19 protein-coding genes and 1 tRNA gene are annotated in these 18,580 nt (G+C 69.5%); 11 read left to right on the top strand and 9 right to left on the bottom strand.

Translation table 11 applies throughout. The annotated features are described in order from the left end of the window. Positions 1-318: 318 nt before the first annotated feature. The 3 genes from ACFO6S_RS05225 (at position 319) to ACFO6S_RS05235 (ending at position 2,462) form a co-directional block, all read left to right on the top strand. Positions 319-1,089, top strand: coding sequence for a biosynthetic peptidoglycan transglycosylase (locus ACFO6S_RS05225; protein ID WP_378414779.1), 771 nt, complete (start codon positions 319-321; stop codon positions 1,087-1,089). Positions 1,090-1,213: 124 nt separating this feature from the next. Next, positions 1,214-1,624, top strand: coding sequence for a hypothetical protein (locus ACFO6S_RS05230; protein WP_378414780.1), 411 nt, complete (start codon positions 1,214-1,216; stop codon positions 1,622-1,624). 421 nt (positions 1,625-2,045) lie between these two features. Further along, entirely contained in the window at positions 2,046-2,462 is a 417-nt protein-coding gene (locus tag ACFO6S_RS05235; protein ID WP_378414781.1) for a hypothetical protein, read from the top strand. Positions 2,463-2,576: 114 nt separating this feature from the next. On the opposite strand, the gene ACFO6S_RS05240 is transcribed toward ACFO6S_RS05235, so the two are convergent. The 3 genes from ACFO6S_RS05240 to ACFO6S_RS05250 form a co-directional block, all read right to left on the bottom strand. Further along, positions 2,577-2,648 (bottom strand) — tRNA-Val (locus tag ACFO6S_RS05240). A 34-nt stretch (positions 2,649-2,682) separates the two neighbouring features. Continuing rightward, positions 2,683-3,147 carry a peroxiredoxin gene (locus ACFO6S_RS05245; RefSeq protein WP_378414783.1) on the bottom strand — a complete coding sequence of 155 codons (465 nt, stop codon included), beginning with the start codon at positions 3,145-3,147 and terminating at the stop codon, positions 2,683-2,685. Between the two features lie 24 nt (positions 3,148-3,171). After that, positions 3,172-3,594: a DUF3052 domain-containing protein gene (locus ACFO6S_RS05250; protein WP_378414785.1), complete on the bottom strand. Its 423-nt coding sequence runs from the start codon at positions 3,592-3,594 to the stop codon at positions 3,172-3,174. A 365-nt stretch (positions 3,595-3,959) separates the two neighbouring features. Between ACFO6S_RS05250 and aceE the strand changes: the two genes are divergently transcribed. From aceE to ACFO6S_RS05280, 6 genes are all read left to right on the top strand, one after another. Further along, positions 3,960-6,716 (top strand): pyruvate dehydrogenase (acetyl-transferring), homodimeric type, encoded by a 2,757-nt coding sequence (gene aceE, locus ACFO6S_RS05255; protein WP_378414787.1) that lies wholly within the window; start codon positions 3,960-3,962, stop codon positions 6,714-6,716. Between the two features lie 124 nt (positions 6,717-6,840). Beyond that, complete coding sequence (locus tag ACFO6S_RS05260) at positions 6,841-8,160, top strand: PucR family transcriptional regulator (RefSeq protein ID WP_378414789.1); 1,320 nt, start codon at positions 6,841-6,843, stop codon at positions 8,158-8,160. A gap of 127 nt (positions 8,161-8,287) precedes the next feature. Beyond that, complete coding sequence (locus tag ACFO6S_RS05265; protein ID WP_378414790.1) at positions 8,288-9,205, top strand: ACP S-malonyltransferase; 918 nt, start codon at positions 8,288-8,290, stop codon at positions 9,203-9,205. Positions 9,206-9,312: 107 nt separating this feature from the next. After that, a complete protein-coding gene (gene acpM / locus ACFO6S_RS05270) occupies positions 9,313-9,612 on the top strand; it encodes a meromycolate extension acyl carrier protein AcpM (RefSeq protein WP_378414792.1) in 300 nt (99 codons plus the stop codon). Positions 9,613-9,620: 8 nt separating this feature from the next. Further along, positions 9,621-10,859 (top strand): KasA/KasB family beta-ketoacyl-ACP synthase, encoded by a 1,239-nt coding sequence (locus tag ACFO6S_RS05275; RefSeq protein ID WP_378414794.1) that lies wholly within the window; start codon positions 9,621-9,623, stop codon positions 10,857-10,859. A gap of 95 nt (positions 10,860-10,954) precedes the next feature. Next, a complete protein-coding gene (locus ACFO6S_RS05280) occupies positions 10,955-12,388 on the top strand; it encodes an acyl-CoA carboxylase subunit beta (RefSeq protein WP_378414796.1) in 1,434 nt (477 codons plus the stop codon). Positions 12,389-12,489: 101 nt separating this feature from the next. On the opposite strand, the gene ACFO6S_RS05285 is transcribed toward ACFO6S_RS05280, so the two are convergent. Both ACFO6S_RS05285 and ACFO6S_RS05290 read right to left on the bottom strand, forming a co-directional pair. Then, entirely contained in the window at positions 12,490-12,690 is a 201-nt protein-coding gene (locus ACFO6S_RS05285) for a cold-shock protein (protein ID WP_378414798.1), read from the bottom strand. A gap of 265 nt (positions 12,691-12,955) precedes the next feature. Then, complete coding sequence (locus tag ACFO6S_RS05290) at positions 12,956-13,606, bottom strand: NAD(P)-dependent oxidoreductase (protein ID WP_378414800.1); 651 nt, start codon at positions 13,604-13,606, stop codon at positions 12,956-12,958. A gap of 121 nt (positions 13,607-13,727) precedes the next feature. Here ACFO6S_RS05290 and ACFO6S_RS05295 point away from each other — a divergent pair, with 121 nt between their 5' ends. After that, positions 13,728-14,075, top strand: a complete 348-nt coding sequence (locus tag ACFO6S_RS05295) for a winged helix-turn-helix transcriptional regulator (protein ID WP_378414802.1) — start codon at positions 13,728-13,730, stop codon at positions 14,073-14,075. Here the strand turns inward: ACFO6S_RS05295 and ACFO6S_RS05300 are convergent. The 3 genes from ACFO6S_RS05300 to ACFO6S_RS05310 form a co-directional block, all read right to left on the bottom strand. Then, positions 14,072-14,590, bottom strand: coding sequence for a DUF3145 domain-containing protein (locus ACFO6S_RS05300; protein ID WP_378415234.1), 519 nt, complete (start codon positions 14,588-14,590; stop codon positions 14,072-14,074). The two genes, ACFO6S_RS05295 and ACFO6S_RS05300, sit on opposite strands and share 4 nt — an antisense overlap. A gap of 173 nt (positions 14,591-14,763) precedes the next feature. Further along, a complete protein-coding gene (locus ACFO6S_RS05305; protein WP_378414803.1) occupies positions 14,764-15,579 on the bottom strand; it encodes a serine hydrolase domain-containing protein in 816 nt (271 codons plus the stop codon). Between the two features lie 23 nt (positions 15,580-15,602). Next, complete coding sequence (locus tag ACFO6S_RS05310) at positions 15,603-16,226, bottom strand: TetR/AcrR family transcriptional regulator (RefSeq protein WP_378414805.1); 624 nt, start codon at positions 16,224-16,226, stop codon at positions 15,603-15,605. A 118-nt stretch (positions 16,227-16,344) separates the two neighbouring features. Here ACFO6S_RS05310 and ACFO6S_RS05315 point away from each other — a divergent pair, with 118 nt between their 5' ends. Further along, a complete protein-coding gene (locus tag ACFO6S_RS05315) occupies positions 16,345-17,232 on the top strand; it encodes an alpha/beta fold hydrolase (protein ID WP_378414807.1) in 888 nt (295 codons plus the stop codon). 31 nt (positions 17,233-17,263) lie between these two features. Here the strand turns inward: ACFO6S_RS05315 and ACFO6S_RS05320 are convergent, their stop codons facing one another. Next, entirely contained in the window at positions 17,264-18,391 is a 1,128-nt protein-coding gene (locus tag ACFO6S_RS05320) for an NDMA-dependent alcohol dehydrogenase (protein WP_378414808.1), read from the bottom strand. Between the last annotated feature and the right edge of the window lie 189 nt (positions 18,392-18,580).

Here is an 18,580-nt window from a genome sequence, read left to right on the forward strand (position 1 = left end):
TTGAACACACGACTCGGCGGCCGCCCGAACCGCCCGACCCCCGATGCCCGGCCCACGGTCACCCCGCCCTGGCCCCGACGTCCGATCCCACCCACGTCTCGCGCCACGCCACGCGCTGCGTCCCGTCCCGCACCCCGGGCGACCTACCCACCGCCGCCGGCCGAGCGCTCACGACCGCAGTCGCCGCCGCCCGGATGGCCGCCGGCACCGTGGCCCGGTCCCCCGAGCGACCCGACGCCCACTCCGCCCGACGCCGGCCGCCGCGCCACCTGGCTCCGCTGGGGCACCCGGATCGCGATCGCGGCCCTGGTCTGGATCGTGGTGACGCCTGTCGTGCTGCGGGTCTGGACCCCGCCGCGAACGATGTTCATGCTCACCGACGAGGCCGGCGGCCCCACCGTCTTCCAGGCGGTCTCGCTCGACCACATCAGCCGGCACTACGTCGCGGCCGTGCTCGTCCACGAGGACGCCCGGCTGGGCACCCGGACCGGTCCGTTCGACGTCGGCGTGTTCAACGAGCGCATCGGGGCGTTCCTGTCCGGCAAGGAGGATCCCTCCGGTTCGACGATCCCGCAGCAGCTGGTGAAGAACATCTTTCTGATCCGGGGCGAGTGGCAGATCGTCAAGGCGGCGCGCAAGGTCGCGGAATCGGTCCTGTCCTATCCGTACAACCTCATGGGCGACAAGCGGCAGCTCGAGCTGTACCTGAACTACGCCCAGTTCGGCCCGAACCTGTACGGCGTCTGCGCCGCGAGCTGGTACTACTTCAACCGGCCGCCGTGGGACGGAAACCCCTGGGACGCGGCCACTCTGGCCGGCCTGCTGCCGCTGGGCGAGGATGTCCGGCGCGCTCCCGGCGGCGGCGTCGACATCGAGAGCGACGGGACCTGGCTGGTGGCCAGCACCGTCGCCAACGCCCGGAACAAGGTGCCCCAGCGGATCCGCGAGATGGGCGACTGGGAGGGCGTCGTCGACACGGTCGGGATCACCGACTCGGCCGGCGACCACACCCTCGGCGACGACTCCGGCAGCTGCTCCTCGATGCCGCGGAGCGTGGCCGACCGCCTGGCGGCGGAGGGGGCCCGGTGAGGGTCCCGTCGAATTCGATCGCACGGCCCGCACACGGCTGACCGCTAGCGGTTACCGTTGAACTCGGTACCGCGCGTCGGGGGCGGATACCGGGAAGTCGTTCGCAGAACGAAGGGTTGACCCCGTGTTCGGATCCTCGATCGCCACCGCGCTCACCCTGGCCGCCCTCGCGGCCACTCCCCTCGCGACGAGCAACGCGACGGCGTCGGCGGCGACAACCATGCCGTTCCAGGTACCGCGGGTGTGGGGACTCGACATCGACGGGCTCTGCAGGCCGGCCTGCGTCGACTATCCGGTCGCGATTGTGGGCGAGACGGCAGGCATCGCGATCTTCCCCGCTCCCCGCCCCTTTGCAGTCCCCGGCGCGTACTCGGTTCGCTGGACGAACGTCTCCACCGGTGCGTCCGGCACGTCGGCGATCGACACGTTCCATCCCGCCGTCGCCCACACGGGTCCGGGAGTGGTGACCGCGACGGTGACCACGGGCGACCCACTCGAGTACATCAGCGCTCGCGGAATCTTCCTCGTACCCTGACGATCGCGCACACAGCCTCGAACCGCGCGACCTTGCCGGTGTCGGACATGACCAGCCCTCTCATCGGCGGCCCCGCGCACGTCAATCCCATACGGCGCGAGCCGTTCCCGCGACAGCGTGGGTCTTCCACATTCCTGAGGTGCTATCCGCCGACGCCCGGACAGAAATGACGAATCGGCAATAGCCACCGGGTACCGACCTCCCGGATCCCGGTAGTTCTCACCGGGGACAACCACGGCGGGGTGCGGTTGGATCACTCTCGTGCCCGAAACCCGATCCGTGCCGCCGCCCGGTGCCGATGGTCAAATCGGCTGTCGCACAAAGTTGTTCGGCGGGAACATCCACGCGGATCTCCCGACCGGCGGACCACGAAGCCATTAATGTGTGATCGCTCACTCCACCAACCACAAGGAGAACTGCAGTGCGTAGAACCATCAGCCTCGCCGGCGCCACCCTCGCCGCCGTCGCCCTCACCCTCGGCTCCGCCGGAATCGCCAGCGCGCTCCCGGTGAGCATTCCCGGCACCACCGACCACGCCTACGTGGCGGGTGTCGACGTGGAGCCGGGGACGTACTACTCCCGCGACACTGGCACCGCCTGCCAATTCGACCTCACCCAGGCCGGCGCAACCGAACCGAGCTCCGAGGGCGTCGGCTTCAACATGCAGTACACCGTCGTCGAGCTGGACGCCGGCGACCGGCTCGCCTCCGTCGGGTGCACCACCTGGCACCGACAGGGCAACCCGTTCGGGTCGGCAGGGTCGACGGACTTCGGTTTCCTAGGCATGTTTGGCAGCGTGGACGACGTGTTCTTCGGCTACCTCCCGCTGGGTTCCTGACCGACCGGCGACGGCCCACGCTCCACGAAACAGAACAAGCCCCCCACCTCGACGAGGCGGGGGGCTTGTTCGTTGTCCGACAACGAGATCGACGACTCGACCGCCGGACCGCGGTGGGCGCGGAGGGTTTCGAACCCCCGACCGCTGGTGTGTAAAACCAGAGCTCTACCACTGAGCTACACGCCCGAAATTCGGCGGGCCGGAGCCCGCCGAATGACACTCAGGAATCTAGCGCGGCAAGCGCATTCTCCCAAGCCGCCTGGTCACGGGCCTCGCCGGGACCGTTCATCTCGGCGAACGCGATGATGCCCGCCTTGTCGACGACGAAGGTTCCGCGGTTCGCGAACCCGGCCTTGTCGTTGAACACGTCGTAGGCCTGGGCGACCGCGCCGTGCGGCCAGAAGTCCGAGAGCAACGGGAAGGTGTACCCCTGCTCGGACGCCCAGATCTTGTGGGTGGGCGGCGGGCCGACCGAGATGGCGAGCACGGCGGCGTCGTCGTTCTCGAACTTCGGCAGACCGTCGCGCACCCGGCACAACTCACCCTGACAGGTGCCGGTGAAGGCCAGCGGGTAGAACACGAGCAGGACGTTCTTCTTGCCGCGGTAGTCCGCGAGCGAGACCTCCTGGTTGTTCTGGTCCTTGAGCGTGAACTCCGGTGCGACGGCACCGACCTCGAGAGGCATCTCGACTCCTTCGCGACCGCGGTGTCAGCGCTTGGCCGGTCGGGCCTTGGGCTGCACCAGCCGACTGCCGGTCCAGGAACCGAGGTTCGCGGCCGACGTCTGGGTCAGGCCCGCGGTCGGCGCCGATTCGGCGATCTCGCTGGGCTCGACATGTCCGGACTGACCGGTCTTGGGGCTGAGGACCCACACGAAACCCTCGTCGGAGAGCGGCGAGATCGCGTCCATGAGGGCATCGACGAGATCCCCGTCGCCGTCCCGCCACCACAGCAGGACCACGTCGATCACCTCGTCGGAGTCCTCGTCCACGAGTTCTCCACCAATGGTTTCTTCCACCGATGCCCGCAGGTCATCGTCGGAATCCTCGTCCCAACCCAGTTCCTGAACGACCATGTCGTTGGTAATGCCGAGCTTCTGGGCGTAGTTCTGGGCGTCGGCCGCGGCGACCACGGTGGTGTCCTCCTCTTGTTGACAGGGCTGCAACCTCCAGCACCCGTTCCGTGTGAATCAGTAGTGAAAGCGAACATGGTAAACGCGTCTCGCGCAAGCCAACGGGGCCGAATGCCTCCACAAAAGTTTCCGCACGGCCCGAAATGAGACTCGGATTCCCTGCTTTTCCGCCGGTACGGCAAGATTGAGAGAGATCACCATCAACGTCAGATGTGGTCCGCCGTCACACAGGCAGACCATCAGGATTGGGCGCCCGTACCCGCGCGCCCATCGCGGATGAGGAGCAACTGTTGTCCGACCACACCCAGGACCCCGTAACACCCCCCACACAGCGTCCCGTACCCAGTGCCGACGGCCGGGTCCGCGTGATTCGCGAGGGCGTGGCGTCCTACCTCCCAGACATCGATCCGGACGAGACCGGCGAGTGGATCGAGAGTTTCGACGACCTGCTGCAGCGGTCCGGACCCGTGCGCGCTCGCTACCTGATGCTGCGCCTGCTCGAGCGCGCCGGCGAGAGTCGCGTGTCGATTCCGGCGCTGACCTCGACCGACTACGTCAACACCATCCCGACCGAGAACGAGCCGTGGTTCCCCGGCGACGAGTCGATGGAGCGCCGCTACCGGGCGTGGATCCGGTGGAACGCCGCGATCATGGTGCACCGGGCCCAGCGCCCCGGCGTCGGCGTCGGCGGCCACATCTCCACCTACGCGTCCTCCGCGGCCCTCTACGAGGTCGGGTTCAACCACTTCTTCCGCGGCAAGGACCACCCCGGCGGCGGCGACCAGATCTTCATCCAGGGTCACGCCTCCCCCGGCATCTACGCCCGCGCCTTCCTCGAGGGCCGGATCCCGGCCGAGCAGATGGACGGCTTCCGGCAGGAGCACAGCCACGCCGACAAGGGCGGCGGACTGCCGTCGTACCCGCACCCGCGGTTGCTGCCCGACTTCTGGGAGTTCCCCACGGTGTCGATGGGCCTGGGCCCGATGAACGCCATCTACCAGGCGCGGTTCAACCACTACCTGCAGGACCGCGGTCTCAAGGACACCTCGGACCAGCACGTGTGGGCGTTCCTCGGCGACGGCGAGATGGACGAGCCCGAGTCGCGTGGCCTGTTGCAGGTCGCGGCCACCGAGGGTCTCGACAACCTGACCTTCGTGGTCAACTGCAACCTGCAGCGTCTCGACGGACCGGTACGCGGAAACGGCAAGATCATCCAGGAGCTGGAGTCGTTCTTCCGCGGCGCCGGCTGGAACGTCATCAAGGTCGTCTGGGGCCGCGAGTGGGACGCGCTGCTGCAGGCCGACCGCGACGGCGCCCTGGTCAACCTGATGAACACGACGCCCGACGGCGACTACCAGACCTACAAGGCCAACGACGGCGCGTTCGTGCGCGACCACTTCTTCGGCCGCGACCCGCGCACCAAGGAACTGGTCAAGGACCTCACCGACCAGGAGATCTGGAACCTCAAGCGCGGCGGCCACGACTACCGCAAGGTGCATGCCGCCTACGCGGCGGCGATGGCACACAAGGGCCAGCCGACGGTGATCCTGGCGCACACGATCAAGGGCTACACCCTCGGCAAGCACTTCGAGGGCCGCAATGCCACGCACCAGATGAAGAAGCTCACCCTCGACGACCTCAAGCGGTTCCGCGACCTGCAGCACATCCCGATCTCCGACGAAGAGCTGGAGAAGGACCCGTACCTGCCCCCGTACTACCACCCCGGGCCCGACGCCCCGGAGATCCAGTACATGCTGCAGCGACGCAAGCAGCTCGGCGGATTCCTGCCGTCCCGCAACACCGACGTCGCGCCGCTGCAGTTGCCGCCGGACTCGACGTACGACCCGATCCGCAAGGGCTCGGGCAAGCAGGAAGTGGCCACCACCATGGCCCTGGTCCGCACGCTCAAGGAGCTGCTGCGCGACCCGGTGATCGGCAAGCGGATCGTGCCGATCATCCCCGACGAGGCGCGCACCTTCGGCATGGACTCGTGGTTCCCGTCGCTGAAGATCTACAACCGCAACGGCCAGCTGTACACCTCCGTCGACGCCGAGCTGATGCTGGCGTACAAGGAGAGCCCGATCGGTCAGATCCTGCACGAGGGCATCAACGAGGCCGGCTCGACGGCGTCGTTCACCGCGGTCGGCACCTCGTACGCCACCCACGGCGAGCCGATGATCCCGCTGTACATCTTCTACTCGATGTTCGGCTTCCAGCGGACCGGCGACGGCCTGTGGGCCGCGGCGGACCAGATGGCCCGCGGCTTCGTGCTCGGCGCCACCGCCGGCCGCACCACCCTGACCGGCGAGGGCCTGCAGCACGCGGACGGTCACTCGTTGCTGCTGGCGTCGACGAACCCGGCCGCGGTCACCTACGACCCGGCGTTCTCGTACGAGATCGCGCACATCATCAAGGACGGCCTGCGCCGGATGTACGGCGGCACGGTGTCGGCGGACGGGACGCTCGAGCCGGGCTTCGGCGGCGAGAACGTCTTCTACTACATCACCCTGTACAACGAGCCGTACGTCCAGCCGGCGGAGCCTGCGGGGCTCGACGTCGAGGGCCTGCTCAAGGGCATCTACCGGTACAGCAAGTCCGAGGAGCAGGGGCCGAAGGCCCAGATCCTGGTCTCCGGCGTCGCCATGCCGGAGGGCCTGCGCGCGCAGCAGCTGCTGGCCGACGACTGGGGCGTCTCGGCGGACGTGTGGTCGGTGACCTCGTGGGGCGAGCTGCGCCGCGACGGCGTCCTGTGCGAGCGGGAGGCGCTGCGGCACCCCGAGGCCGAGGCCCCGGTCCCCTACGTCACCACGGCCCTGGCCGGGGCCGAGGGCCCGGTCGTCGCCGCGTCCGACTGGATGCGCGCGGTCGCCGACCAGATCCGCCAGTGGGTGCCGGGCGACTACACCACCCTGGGCACCGACGGGTTCGGCTTCTCCGACACCCGCACGGCCGCCCGCCGCTACTTCAACGTCGACGCGGAGTCGATCACCGTGGCGGTCCTGATCGCGCTCGCGCGGGAGGGCAAGATCGACCGGCTCACCGCGGTCACCGCCGCGCAGCAGTACCGGATCGACGACGTGCTGGCGGCGCCGAAGTCGCTGAAGGACCCGGGCAGCGCGTAGCCGCCCAGGCACCGACACACCGGACGCCCCGGACACCGACATCGGTGTCCGGGGCGTCCGGCGTCGAGGTCCCAGTGGCCCGGCGGCGTGGTCCTGGCAGCCCGGTGGCGTAGGTTTCCCAGTCATGGGCGAGCAGCAATCCGGGCCGGCGACGCCGGCCGAGGGCAACGAGGCGCCGACACCGACACCGGTGTTCACCCGGAACCGTCAGCAACGCGAGCCGCTGCCCGACGCCCTGCTCCGGCGCGTCAAGCAGTTCTCCGGGCGGCTGTCCACCGAGGCCGTCACCACCATGCAGGTCCAGTTGCCCTTCTTCGCCGACCTCGACGCCGACCAGCGCGCCAGCGTGCAGATGCTGGTGCAGACGTCGGTGGTCAACTTCCTCGAGTGGCTGCAGGACCCGCAGAGCGACATCCGGTTCAGCCTGGACGCGTTCCAGGTCATCCCGCACGACCTCGCCCGGCGGCTGACCCTTCGCCAGACCGTCGACATGGTCCGGGTGGCGATGGAGTTCTTCGAGCAGTGGCTGCCCGCCCTGGCCCGCAACGACCAGCAGCTGGTCGCGCTCACCGAGGCGGTGCTGCGCTACGGCCGCGAACTCGGGTTCGCCGCGGCGTCGGTGTATGCCAGTGCCGCCGAGTCCCGCGGCGCCTGGGACACCCGGCTCGAGGCGCTGGTCGTCGACGCCGTGGTCCGCGGCGACAGCGGCCCCGACATGCTCTCGCGGGCCGCGACGCTGAACTGGGACGCCACCTCCCCGGCCACCGTCATGGTGGGGACACCGCCACCGGACCAGCGCGTGTCGGTGGTCGGCACCATCCACTCCATCGCGCAGCGGCACGATCGGGCGGCGCTGGCGGTGGTCCAGGGCTCCCGGCTGGTGGCGGTGATCTCCGGCGACATGGCGCCGTCGCCGGAGACCCGGCAGTTCATGGCGGACATGCTCACCAGCTTCTCCACCGGACCGGTGGTGATCGGGCCGACCACACCGACCCTCGGCGCGGCGCACTTCAGTGCCGTGGAGGCGCTCGCCGGAATGGAGGCCGTGGCCGGCTGGCGCGCCGCACCGCGGCCGGTGCACGCGGCGGAGCTGCTGCCCGAGCGCGCCCTGATCGGCGACCGGGCCGCGCTGGACCTGCTCAACGACGCCCTGGTGCGACCGCTGGCTGCCGCCGGGGCCTCGCTGACCGACACCCTCGACGCCTACCTGGACTGCGGCGGGGCCGTCGAGACCTGCGCCCGACAACTGTTCGTACATCCAAATACGGTCCGCTATCGCTTGAAGCGAATCGCCGAGGTCACCCGCCGGGATCCGACCAACCCGCGCGACGCGTATGTGCTCAGAGTGGCCGCGACCGTCGGCAGGCTGGCCCAAAGAGGTAACGAAACGGCCAATTCCGTCACACCCGTAACATCTAACGCTACTCACAAGAACGGGGTGTAACGAACATCCGGCCCTGTCCGATGCCCGACGCCGACGTGGCCGTTTGTAGGAACCCTACAAAACACTGATCCAAGGTTCATTGCCAACAACACCTCGCAAACCCGCCTTCTGGGTGTTCTCTTAGCTTGTGATTGCGTTGCTTGCCCCCGGACAGGGCTCCCAAACCGTAGGCATGCTCAGCCCCTGGCTGGAGCTGCCCGGCACTGCCGACCGCCTGGCCATCTGGTCGAAGGCCTCCAGGCTCGACCTCGAACGTCTCGGCACCACCGCGACGGCGGAGGAGATCACCGACACGGCCGTCACCCAGCCGCTCGTGGTCGCCTCCGCACTGCTCGCCTTCGAGGAGCTCGAGCGCCGCGGACAGGTGCCCGCCGAGCTCATCTCGGCCGGGCACTCCGTCGGCGAGCTGGCCTCGGCCGCCATCGCAGGCGTCATCTCCGCGGACGACGCCGTCACGCTCGCCGCGATCCGCGGCGCCGAGATGGCCAAGGCCTGCGCGCTGCAGCCGACCGGGATGTCGGCCGTGCTCGGCGGCGACGAGGAAGCCGTCCTCGCCCGGCTCGCCGAGCTGGGCCTCGAGGCCGCGAACCGCAACGCCGCCGGTCAGATCGTGGCGGCCGGGCTGCTCAGCGCACTCGAGGAACTCGCGGCGGCGCCCCCGGAGAAGGCTCGGGTCCGGGCACTGCCCGTGGCCGGCGCGTTCCACACCGCATTCATGGCGCCCGCGCAGGACGCCGTCACCGAGGCGGCCGCGCGGATCACCCCCTCCGAGCCCACCCGGACGCTGCTGTCCAACTCCGACGGCCTGCCCGTCACCTCCGGCGCCGACGCGCTGGCCAAGCTGGCCGCGCAGGTCACCCGCCCCGTGCGCTGGGACCTGTGCACCGACTACCTCCGTACCGCGGCGGTCTCGGGAATCGCCGAGCTGACCCCGGCCGGAACCCTGGTCGGCATCGCCAAGCGCGAGATGCGCGGCACGCCGACCCTGGCGGTCAAGACGCCCGCCGATCTCGACGGACTGCTGGAGCTCGGCGCCGCCGGTTAGTATCCTGCGTCGCCTCTTCACGGCGACGCACCACGAACATTTTGGCCGGTGTGCGCACCGTCCGAAAGTTGGACCCACGATTCACCAAACATGAAGGGAGCCACCCAGTGGCCGCCAGCCAGGAACAACTCATCGCCGGACTCGCCGAGATCATCGAGGAGGTCACCGGCATTGAGCCGTCCGAGGTGACCATCGAGAAGTCCTTCGTCGACGACCTCGACATCGACTCGCTGTCCATGGTCGAGATCGCCGTCCAGACCGAGGACAAGTACGGCGTCAAGATCCCCGACGAGGATCTCGCCAGCCTGCGCACCGTCGGCGACGCCGTCGCGTACATCCAGAAGCTCGAGGCCGAGGGTGGCGACGCCGCCGCCGCCGTCAAGGCCAAGCTCGACTCCGAGGAGTGAGTCAGTCCGTGACTTCCACCAGGAACTTCCCCAACGTCGTCGTCACCAGCCTCGCGGCTACGACGTCGCTCGCTGGTGACGTGGATTCCACGTGGAAGGGCCTGCTCGCCGGCGAATCCGGAATCGGCGTTCTCGACGACCCGTTCATCGAGGAGTTCGACCTTCCGGTCCGCATCGGCGGACACCTCAAGGTGAGCCCTGACGATTCCCTGACCCGCGTCGAGATCCGGCGGATGAGCTACGTCGAGCGCCTGGCGCTCGTGCTCGGCCGCCAGGTGTGGGAGAACGCGGGCAGCCCCGAGGTCGACAAGGACCGACTCGGCGTCGTCCTCGGCACCGGACTCGGCGGTGGCGAGGCTCTCCTCGACGCCGTCGACAAGATGAAGGACGGTGGCTACCGCAAGGTGTCGCCGTTCGCCGTCCAGATGGTGATGCCGAACGGTCCGGCCGCAGTGGTCGGGCTCGAGCTCGGTGCCCGGGCCGGCGTCATCACTCCCGTCTCGGCATGTTCGTCCGGTTCGGAAGCGCTTGCGCATGCGTACCGGATGCTGATCATGGGCGACGCCGACATCATCGTCACCGGTGGTGTCGAGGGCATCATCGACCCGGTCGCGATGGCGAGCTTCACGATGATGCGTGCCCTGAGCACGCGTAACGACGACCCGAAGGCTGCGTCGCGTCCGTTCGACAAGGATCGCGACGGCTTCGTCTTCGGCGAGGCCGGGGCCATGATGGTCCTCGAGACCGAGGAGCACGCGAAGGCGCGCGGTGCCACCATCCATGCACGACTGTTGGGTGCGGGCATCACCTCGGACGGCTTCCACATCGTGGCGCCTCATCCCGAGGGCCTCGGCGCTGCGCGGGCGATGACCAGGGCCATCCAGACGGCCGGCCTGGTCAAGTCCGACATCACGCATGTCAACGCGCACGCCACCGCCACCCCGATCGGCGACACCGCCGAGGCTGCAGCCATCAAGGCCGCGGTCGGCTCTCACGCCTCGGTGTACGCACCGAAGTCCGCGTTGGGGCACTCGATCGGCGCCGTCGGTGCGCTCGAGGCAGTGCTCACGGTCCTGAGTGTGCGGGATTCCATCATCCCGCCCACGCTCAACCTCGAGAATCAGGATCCAGAGATCGACCTGGATGTCGTGAAGGGTGAACCCCGTCAGGGCCAGATCGATTTCGCAATCAACAACTCGTTTGGATTCGGTGGGCACAACGTCGCGCTCGCCTTCGGCCGAGCCTGACAGGTCGGCACCGCCCGAACGGTGGGGGTCCGCAGTACCTGTGGACCCCCACCCCGACCACCGCCGGCAGGCGGCTCGCACAAGGAGGACCGGCGATGACAATCTTGGAACCGATCAGCAGATCCGACACCGACCTCGATCCCCGTGACCCCCTGGCGCGACTCGAGAACCTCTTCGACGCCGGGACCACCGTGCCCCTGCACCCCCGTGACAACTCCGGGGTGCTCGCCGCGGCGGGCACGATCGACGGCGTCCGCACCATCGCCTACTGCTCCGACGCCACCGTGATGGGCGGCGCCATGGGAGTCGAGGGGTGCAAGCACATCGTGCGCGCCATCGACACCGCCATCGACGAGCAGTCCCCGATCGTCGGCGTCTGGCACTCCGGCGGGGCCCGCCTGGCGGAGGGCGTCGAGGCCCTGCACGCCGTGGGTCTCGTGTTCGAGGCCATGGTGCGCGCGTCCGGCAACGTCCCCCAGCTCTCCGTCGTCCTCGGCTTCGCCGCCGGCGGCGCCGCGTACGGCCCCGCACTGACCGACGTGGTGATCATGGCCCCCGAGGGCCGGGTCTTCGTGACCGGACCCGACGTGGTGCGTTCGGTCACCGGCGAACAGGTCGACATGGCCTCGCTCGGCGGCCCGGACACCCACACCAAGAAGTCCGGCGTCGCGCACATCGCGGCCACCGACGAGCTCGACGCCCTCAACCGCGCCCGCCGGCTGGTGTCGATGTTCTGCGACCAGGGCACCTTCGACCAGTCCGCCGCCGAGCACGGCGACACCGACCTGCGCGCCCTGATGCCTGCCTCGGCCAAGCGCGCCTACGACGTGCGACCGATCGTGCACGAGCTGATCGACAACGTGGACGGCGAATCCAGCTTCGAGGAGCTGCAGGGCAACTACGCGCGCAGCATCGTCACCGGTTACGGCCGGCTCGCCGGGCGCACCGTCGGCATCATCGCCAACAACCCGCTGCGCCTCGGCGGCTGCCTCAACTCCGAGAGCGCCGAGAAGGCCGCCCGGTTCGTGCGGCTGTCGAACGCCTTCGGCATCCCGCTGGTGGTCATCGTCGACGTCCCTGGCTACCTCCCCGGCGTCAGCCAGGAGTGGGAGGGCGTGGTGCGCCGCGGCGCGAAGCTCCTGCACGCGTTCGCCGAGGCGACCGTCCCCCGGGTGACCCTGGTGACCCGGAAGATCTACGGCGGCGCGTACATCGCGATGAACTCCCGTGCGCTCGGCGCGACCGCGGTCTACGCCTGGCCCGAGGCGGAGGTCGCCGTGATGGGCGCCAAGGCCGCCGTCGGCATCCTGCACAAGCGCGCCCTGGCCGCCGCACCGGAGGAGGAGCGCGAGGCCCTGCACGACCGGCTCGCGGCCGAACACGAGGCCATCGCAGGCGGCGTCGGGCGCGCCATCTCGATCGGCGTCGTCGACGAGCTGATCGAACCGGCCAAGACCCGCAGCACCCTCACCGCTGCGCTGGCCGCCGCACCCGCGCAGCGTGGACGGCACAAGAACATCCCGTTGTGAGTCGGCTCGGCTGACCCGGACACGAGAATGCCCCCGACAACACTGTCGGGGGCATTCTCGTCGGCTGGTCAGGCAGCCGCGCTACTCGCTCGCGCGGTAGCTCAGAGCGGGCGGACCGAGGCGGCCTGCGGGCCCTTGGGCCCCTGCACGACCTCGAACTCCACCTGCTGGTTCTCCTCGAGGCTCTTGAAACCAGAGCTGTCGATCTCGGAGTAGTGGACGAAGACGTCCGGTCCGTCGGCGCGGGCGATGAAGCCGAAGCCCTTCTCCGCGTTGAACCACTTGACTGTTCCCTGAGTCATTTCTGCTCCTTACAGGGCTGGGATGGCGGGACCCACACCTCGTGGTGTCCCGGGCCGGTTCGAGACTCGGCGTCTCCAGATTCCTGAAGGCAAAGAGTGCGCGGAACCGAAGCTCCGCGTGACAAACGTTCCTCGCAACAAAGTTCCTTGCGGGCGTGCGCAAACACAAACACAGAAAAACTACGACCGACAGGGTCAACCGATCCGGCGCCCGATTCATTCCCGGAGCCGGTGACCGGGCCCGGACGGCCGCGCGCCGTCCGGGTCAGCCGACGGCAACGAGCTCCCCGCGTCGGCCCGGGCGCACGGCCTCGTCGACCAGGGCGACCGCGAGGTCGGCGTACGAGAAGGCCGCCGCACCGTCCTCGTTCCCGAGCACCGCGGTCCCCCCGATCCGGTAGCGACCGGTGCGCTCGGCGGTCTCGTCGAGCATGGTCGGCGGCGGCGCCAGCATCACCCAGTCCAAGCCGGCACCGGCGGTCCGCAGCACCTCGAGTTCCGCGACGTGGCCCAGGGAGAACTCCCGGGCCGGAGCGGGAAACGCCGGGTCGTCCAGCACCCGGACGCCGGGCGCCGTCTCGAGCATCGAGCCGATCCCGAGGGTCACCAGCCGACCCGTCCGGGCACGGCCGAGCCCGTCGACGAGGGCCCGGGCGGCGTCGGCGAAGAACTCCGTCGACGGGACGTCCAGGCGCGCCGCGACGCTGATCGCCGCGTCGTGGCCTGCCGCGAGCTCGGCCACGCTGTCGGAACTGGTGACGTCCCCGGACAGCACGGTCACGCCGGCCAGGCCGGAGTGCCGGGCGCGGTCGAGGTCCCGGACCACGGCGGTGACCAGGTGGCCCCTGTCGACCGCCTCTCCGACCACCCGACGCCCGGCGCGACCACCCGCACCGAAGATGATGATCCTGCTCATATGGGACTCCGTTCGACGGGGCCGGCACGCTCGCCGGCCGATGCCGCGAAAGTAGCGCTGGGGGTGCCGGTTACCGCAACGATAGTTACGCTGACCAGGTGAGCAATCGACTCGAGCGGGAATGTTCGCGGACTGCGACCCCGACCCGACGCCGATCCGGATCGGCGACAAGTGGACCGCGCGGATCATCGCGTGCCTGCGCGAGGGGCCTCACCGGTTCTCGGAACTGCAGGTGCCACTGCACAGGGTCAGCCCCAAGGTGCTCACCGAATCGCTTCGGGCGATGGAGCGTGACGGGATTCTCACCCGCACCGCCTATCCGGAGATCCCACCGCGCGTCGAGTACGAGCTCACCCCGCTCGGGAGGTCGTTGCTCGAGCCGATGGCGGCCGCCTGCGCGTGGAATCGCGAGCATCAGGACGAGGTCCGTGATGCCCGGGCCGCACACGAGTTGCGTACCGACGCCTAGCCGACGTTGCGGTGCAGCCAGGTGACCTCGGCGCCCTCGCCGCCGCTGCGGTACGGCTCCAGTTCCGCGTCCCAGTCGGAGCCGAGCGCGACGTCGAGTTCCATGGCGAGGGCTCCGGAGTGGCCATGGGCGGAGATCAGGGCTCGAAGCTGCATCTCGCCGAGGATCACGTCGCCGTTGGCGCTCATCGACCCGTGCCAGAGCCCGAGCGTCGGCACGTAGCTGAATCGCTCGCCGTCCACGCCCTCGCTGGCGTCCTCGGTCACCTCGAACCTGAGCATCGGCCAGGGACGCAGCGCGTTGACCAGCCGGGCGCCGGTGCCGACCGGCCCGGACCAGGTGCAGGTCGCGCGCAACAGTCCGGGCGAGGCCGGCTGCGCGGCCCACTTGAGGTTGGCCCGGCACTCCAGGGTCGCGGTCAGTGCCCACTGGACGTGGGGGCACAGGGCCGCGGGCGCAGAGTGCACGTGCAGTACACCATTCGTACCTTCAGCGAACTGATTCAACGCGTGCACAGAAACCTCCTGCTCGACGAGGGACGTCTTCCCCAACGGCCTCATGTCGACTCCACGCACGTTCGAGGTATCAGTGTGCACCAGGGTCCAGCCTTACGCATCACGAAAAGGTAACCAGTGGTTATCTGGCCTTTCGGCGGTCCGGATCGGGGCGCGGAGAGCTGAGCCCGGCGCTACCGGCGGGGCGTCTCGGCCAGCACGGCATCGCTGAGCACCGGCCAGGCCGACTTGGCCCAGTCGCCGAACGGCCGGTCCGCCAGCGCCACGCAGGCGAACGACCGGACCGGATCGACCCACAGGAAGGTGCCGGACTGCCCGAAGTGCCCGAAGGTCGCCGACGAGTTCCCGGTGCCGGTCCAGTGCGGCGACTTCCGGCCCCGGATCTCGAACCCGAGGCCCCAGTCGTTGGGCCGCTGCGAACCGTAGCCGGGCAGCAGGCCGTCGAGCCCGGGGAACTGCACTGTGGTCGCGGCGGCGGCGGTCTGCGCCGAGACCAGGCTGGGTCGCAACAACTCGCGGGCGAACCGGGCCAGGTCGGCGACCGTGGACGCGGCGCCGTGCCCGGCTGGCCCGGTCAGCGCGGACGCCGTCATGCCCAGCGGCACGAACACCGCCTCGCGCAGGTACTCGGAGAACTCGATCCCGCTCTCGGCCGCGACCAGGTCGGCGAGCACCTCGAAGCCGACGCTCGAGTAGATCCGCTTGGCTCCGGGCGCGGCCGCCACCACGTTCTCGCCGAACGCGAGCCCGGAGGCGTGTGCGAGCAGGTGCCGCACCGTCGACCCGGGCGGGCCGGCGGGCTGGTCGAGTTCGACCGCGCCCTCCTCGACGGCGACGAGCACCGCGTAGGCGACCAGCGGCTTGGTCACCGAGGCCAGGGCGAACACCCGGTCCGGCTCCCCCGCCGACGCGATCGTGCCGTCCGGGCCGATCACCGCCGCGGCGGCATGGTCGACGGGCCACTGGGTGATCGCATTGAGGCTCTGCACCCGGTCAGCCTACGAGACCGCCCTCAGCCCTCCGCCAGCCTGGCCAGCCCGGCCGCCAGTGCCGGATCCGCACCCGAGGCGGACTGCAGTGCCGACAGGAACGTCCCGGCCAGCACCTGTTCGAGGGTCGCCCGCTCGATGTCCGCGCTCGCCAGCCAGCGCAGGCACGCGGCCTTCTCGAACGCCAGGCAGCCCTCGACCACCATGACCGCGGTCTCGCTCGGCGTGTCGATGCCGAGCGCGTCGAGGATCAGCTCGAACGAGGCCGCGTCCACCCGGCGCCCGAGTTCGGCGAGGCCCGAACTCCCACCGGCCCGCATCAGGGCCTGCCAGCCGACGCTGTGCAGCTGCACGTGGTCGAGGTAGGCCCCGAGTCCGGCCATCAGCCGGCCGAGCAACGGCCCCTCGCCGGTGGCCGCGGTCAGGTCCGCGATCATCCGGTCCGCCGCGAACTCCATCGCCGCGAAGACGAGCGCGTCCTTGCCGCCGAAGTAGTGGTACAGCAGTCCGACGGACACCCCGGCCTCCGCCGAGATCTCCTGCACGGAAAGCCGTTCCGGGTCCCGGCTGGACAGCGCGCGCAGGGTCGCCTCGATCAGCTCGGCGCGGCGCTGCTCGGTCGTCAGCCGGGTGCGTTGCTCGGGCATCGGCGCCCCCTCCCCTCGGTCGCGCTCACTCCAGGGGCTCGACGGCTATTGAAATGGTGTTCAACAGAGGCTACCGTCGAAGTTGCTATTGAATCCACTTTCAATACAGGAGCCCGACATGACGCAGAGCGGCACCAACCTGGAAACGGAACACTGGATCGAGACCACCGCGGGCCCGGTGCATCTGCGCGAGATCGGCGCCCCGTCCGGCAGCCCGCTGCTCTTCGTGCACGGCGCGCTCGTCGACAGCCACCTCTGGGACGGCGTCGCCGAACGGACCGCAGCCCTCGGATACCGGTGTCTGCTGCCGACACTCCCCCTCGGCTCGCACACCCGGCCGATGAACCCCGGCGCCGATCTGAACCCGCCCGCCCTGGCCGACCTCGCCGCCGAACTGGTCGGGCACCTCGGGCTGCGCCAGGTCACGCTGGTGGGCAACGACACCGGCGGTGGCCTGAGCCAGATCCTGGCCGCCCGGCATCCCGATCTCGTGCGGACGCTGGTCCTCACCGCCTGCGACGCCTACGAGCAGTTTCCGCCCCGGTCGCTGCGCGCCTTCTTCGCACTCGGCCGGGCGCCCGGGGTCCTCGCCCTCGGCGGGCGGCTCATTCGGCTGCGGGCGGCACGCCGGTTCGCGATACCACGCCCCCTGAGCCACCGCGGGCCCGGCGACGAGGTGATCGCCGGCTGGACGCGGCCGCTGCGGGACCGGCGGCTGCGCCGGGACACCGTCAAGTTCTTCGCGGGGATCGACGCCTCGCACACCCTGGCCGCCGCGCGGCAGCTACGCACCTTCACCGGCGGGGCACTGCTCGTCTGGGGCGCCGACGACCGCGTCTTCGGCCTCGACCTGGGCCGCAGGCTGGCGGCCGACATCCCGGGCGCCCGGCTCGAGGTCCTCGACGACTGCGGGGCGTTCGTCCCCGTCGACGCGCCGGACCGGGTCGCCGGGCTCATCGACGAATGGGTGGCCGGCAACGACGACGGCGCCGGGCGGCTCGAATGAGCTGCCCGGCGCCGTCGAGTGGTGCGAGGGTCTAGCGGTCCGCGTCGGTGTACTTGATGACGCCGCGGAGGTTCTTGCCGTCCAGCATGTCCTGGTAGCCGTCATTGATCTGCTCGAGGCTGTAGGTGTTGGAGATCATGTCCTGCAGGTTGAGCTGGCCGGACTTGTACAGGTCGAGCAGCATCGGGATCTCGTGACGCGGGTTGGCGCCGCCGAACACGTTGCCCTTGAGCGTCTTCTGCAGCATCGCGAAGAGGAAGAGGTTCATCTTCACGTCCATGTCGGACATGTTGCCCATCGAGGTCACGACGCAGGTGCCGGCCTTGGCGGTCAGGGTCAGCGCCGGGTCGACCATCGCGCCGTCCATCTCGCCCATGGTCAGGATGACCTTCTGGCACATCTTGCCCCAGGTCAGTTCCATGACCGGGACGATGGCCTCCTCGAGGCTCGCGTAGGCGTGGGTGGCGCCGAACTTGAGGGCCTGCTCGCGCTTGAACGGGACCGGGTCGATGGCGATGACGTGGCGCGCACCGGAGACGACCGCGCCCTGGAGCGCGGCCATGCCGACGCCGCCGACACCGACGATCGCGACGGAGTCGCCGGGGCGGACCTGCGCGACGTTGGTCGCCGAGCCCCAGCCGGTGGTGACGCCGCAGCCGACCAGCGCGGCGACCTCGAACGGGATGTGCTCGTCGATCTTGACCGCGGAGTACTCGTGCACGGTCATGTACGGCGAGAACGTGCCGAGCAGGGACATCGGGATGACGTTCTGGCCGCGGGCCTGGATACGGTACGAGCCGTCGGAGATGGACTGGCCGCTCAGCAGGCCCATGCCCAGGTCGCAGAGGTTCGAGTAACCCTGCGTACACGGGTCACAGGCGCCACAGGCGGGGATGAAGGACAGGACGACGTGGTCGCCCTCCTTGAGCCGCTTGACGTTCGGGCCGACCTTGGTGACGACACCGGAACCCTCGTGCCCGGCCAGTGCCGGGAACGACGGCAGCGGGGTGGCGCCGGTGACGAGGTGGTAGTCGGAGTGGCACATCCCGGCCGCCTCCATGCGGATCTGGACCTCGCCCTCCCGCGGATCACCGAGTTCGATCTCCTCGACCGAGAACGGCTCGTTCAGTCCCCACAACAGCGCGCCTTTAGTCTTCATCTTTGGTTCTGGCCTTTCGTCCGCGTCAGCTTGTCGTGATCGAGGTGACGGTGATCACAGGGCACACGATAGCGGGAAAACCGCCAAATTGGAACACGTTCTAGGCCAATTTCGTGACAGGGTCTAACGATGAGGAGAAACGCCAGGTCAGGCAGGGCCGGGTCCGGACGGGTCGACACGTCCGTCGGC

The organism is Rhodococcus kronopolitis, from assembly GCF_042654025.1.
Lineage (GTDB): Bacteria > Actinomycetota > Actinomycetes > Mycobacteriales > Mycobacteriaceae > Rhodococcus_G > Rhodococcus_G kronopolitis.

Excerpts from the sequence above, each read along its gene's own strand:
- ACFO6S_RS05280 (WP_378414796.1), top strand. The coding sequence starts at position 10,955 with ATGACAATCTTGGAACCGATCAGCAGATCCGACACCGACCTCGATCCC.
- ACFO6S_RS05295 (WP_378414802.1), top strand. The coding sequence starts at position 13,728 with ATGTTCGCGGACTGCGACCCCGACCCGACGCCGATCCGGATCGGCGAC.
- ACFO6S_RS05315 (WP_378414807.1), top strand. The coding sequence starts at position 16,345 with ATGACGCAGAGCGGCACCAACCTGGAAACGGAACACTGGATCGAGACC.
- ACFO6S_RS05290 (WP_378414800.1), bottom strand. The coding sequence starts at position 13,606 with ATGAGCAGGATCATCATCTTCGGTGCGGGTGGTCGCGCCGGGCGTCGG.
- ACFO6S_RS05310 (WP_378414805.1), bottom strand. The coding sequence starts at position 16,226 with ATGCCCGAGCAACGCACCCGGCTGACGACCGAGCAGCGCCGCGCCGAG.
- ACFO6S_RS05320 (WP_378414808.1), bottom strand. The coding sequence starts at position 18,391 with ATGAAGACTAAAGGCGCGCTGTTGTGGGGACTGAACGAGCCGTTCTCG.
- ACFO6S_RS05245 (WP_378414783.1), bottom strand. The coding sequence starts at position 3,147 with ATGCCTCTCGAGGTCGGTGCCGTCGCACCGGAGTTCACGCTCAAGGAC.
- ACFO6S_RS05260 (WP_378414789.1), top strand. The coding sequence starts at position 6,841 with ATGGGCGAGCAGCAATCCGGGCCGGCGACGCCGGCCGAGGGCAACGAG.
- ACFO6S_RS05285 (WP_378414798.1), bottom strand. The coding sequence starts at position 12,690 with ATGACTCAGGGAACAGTCAAGTGGTTCAACGCGGAGAAGGGCTTCGGC.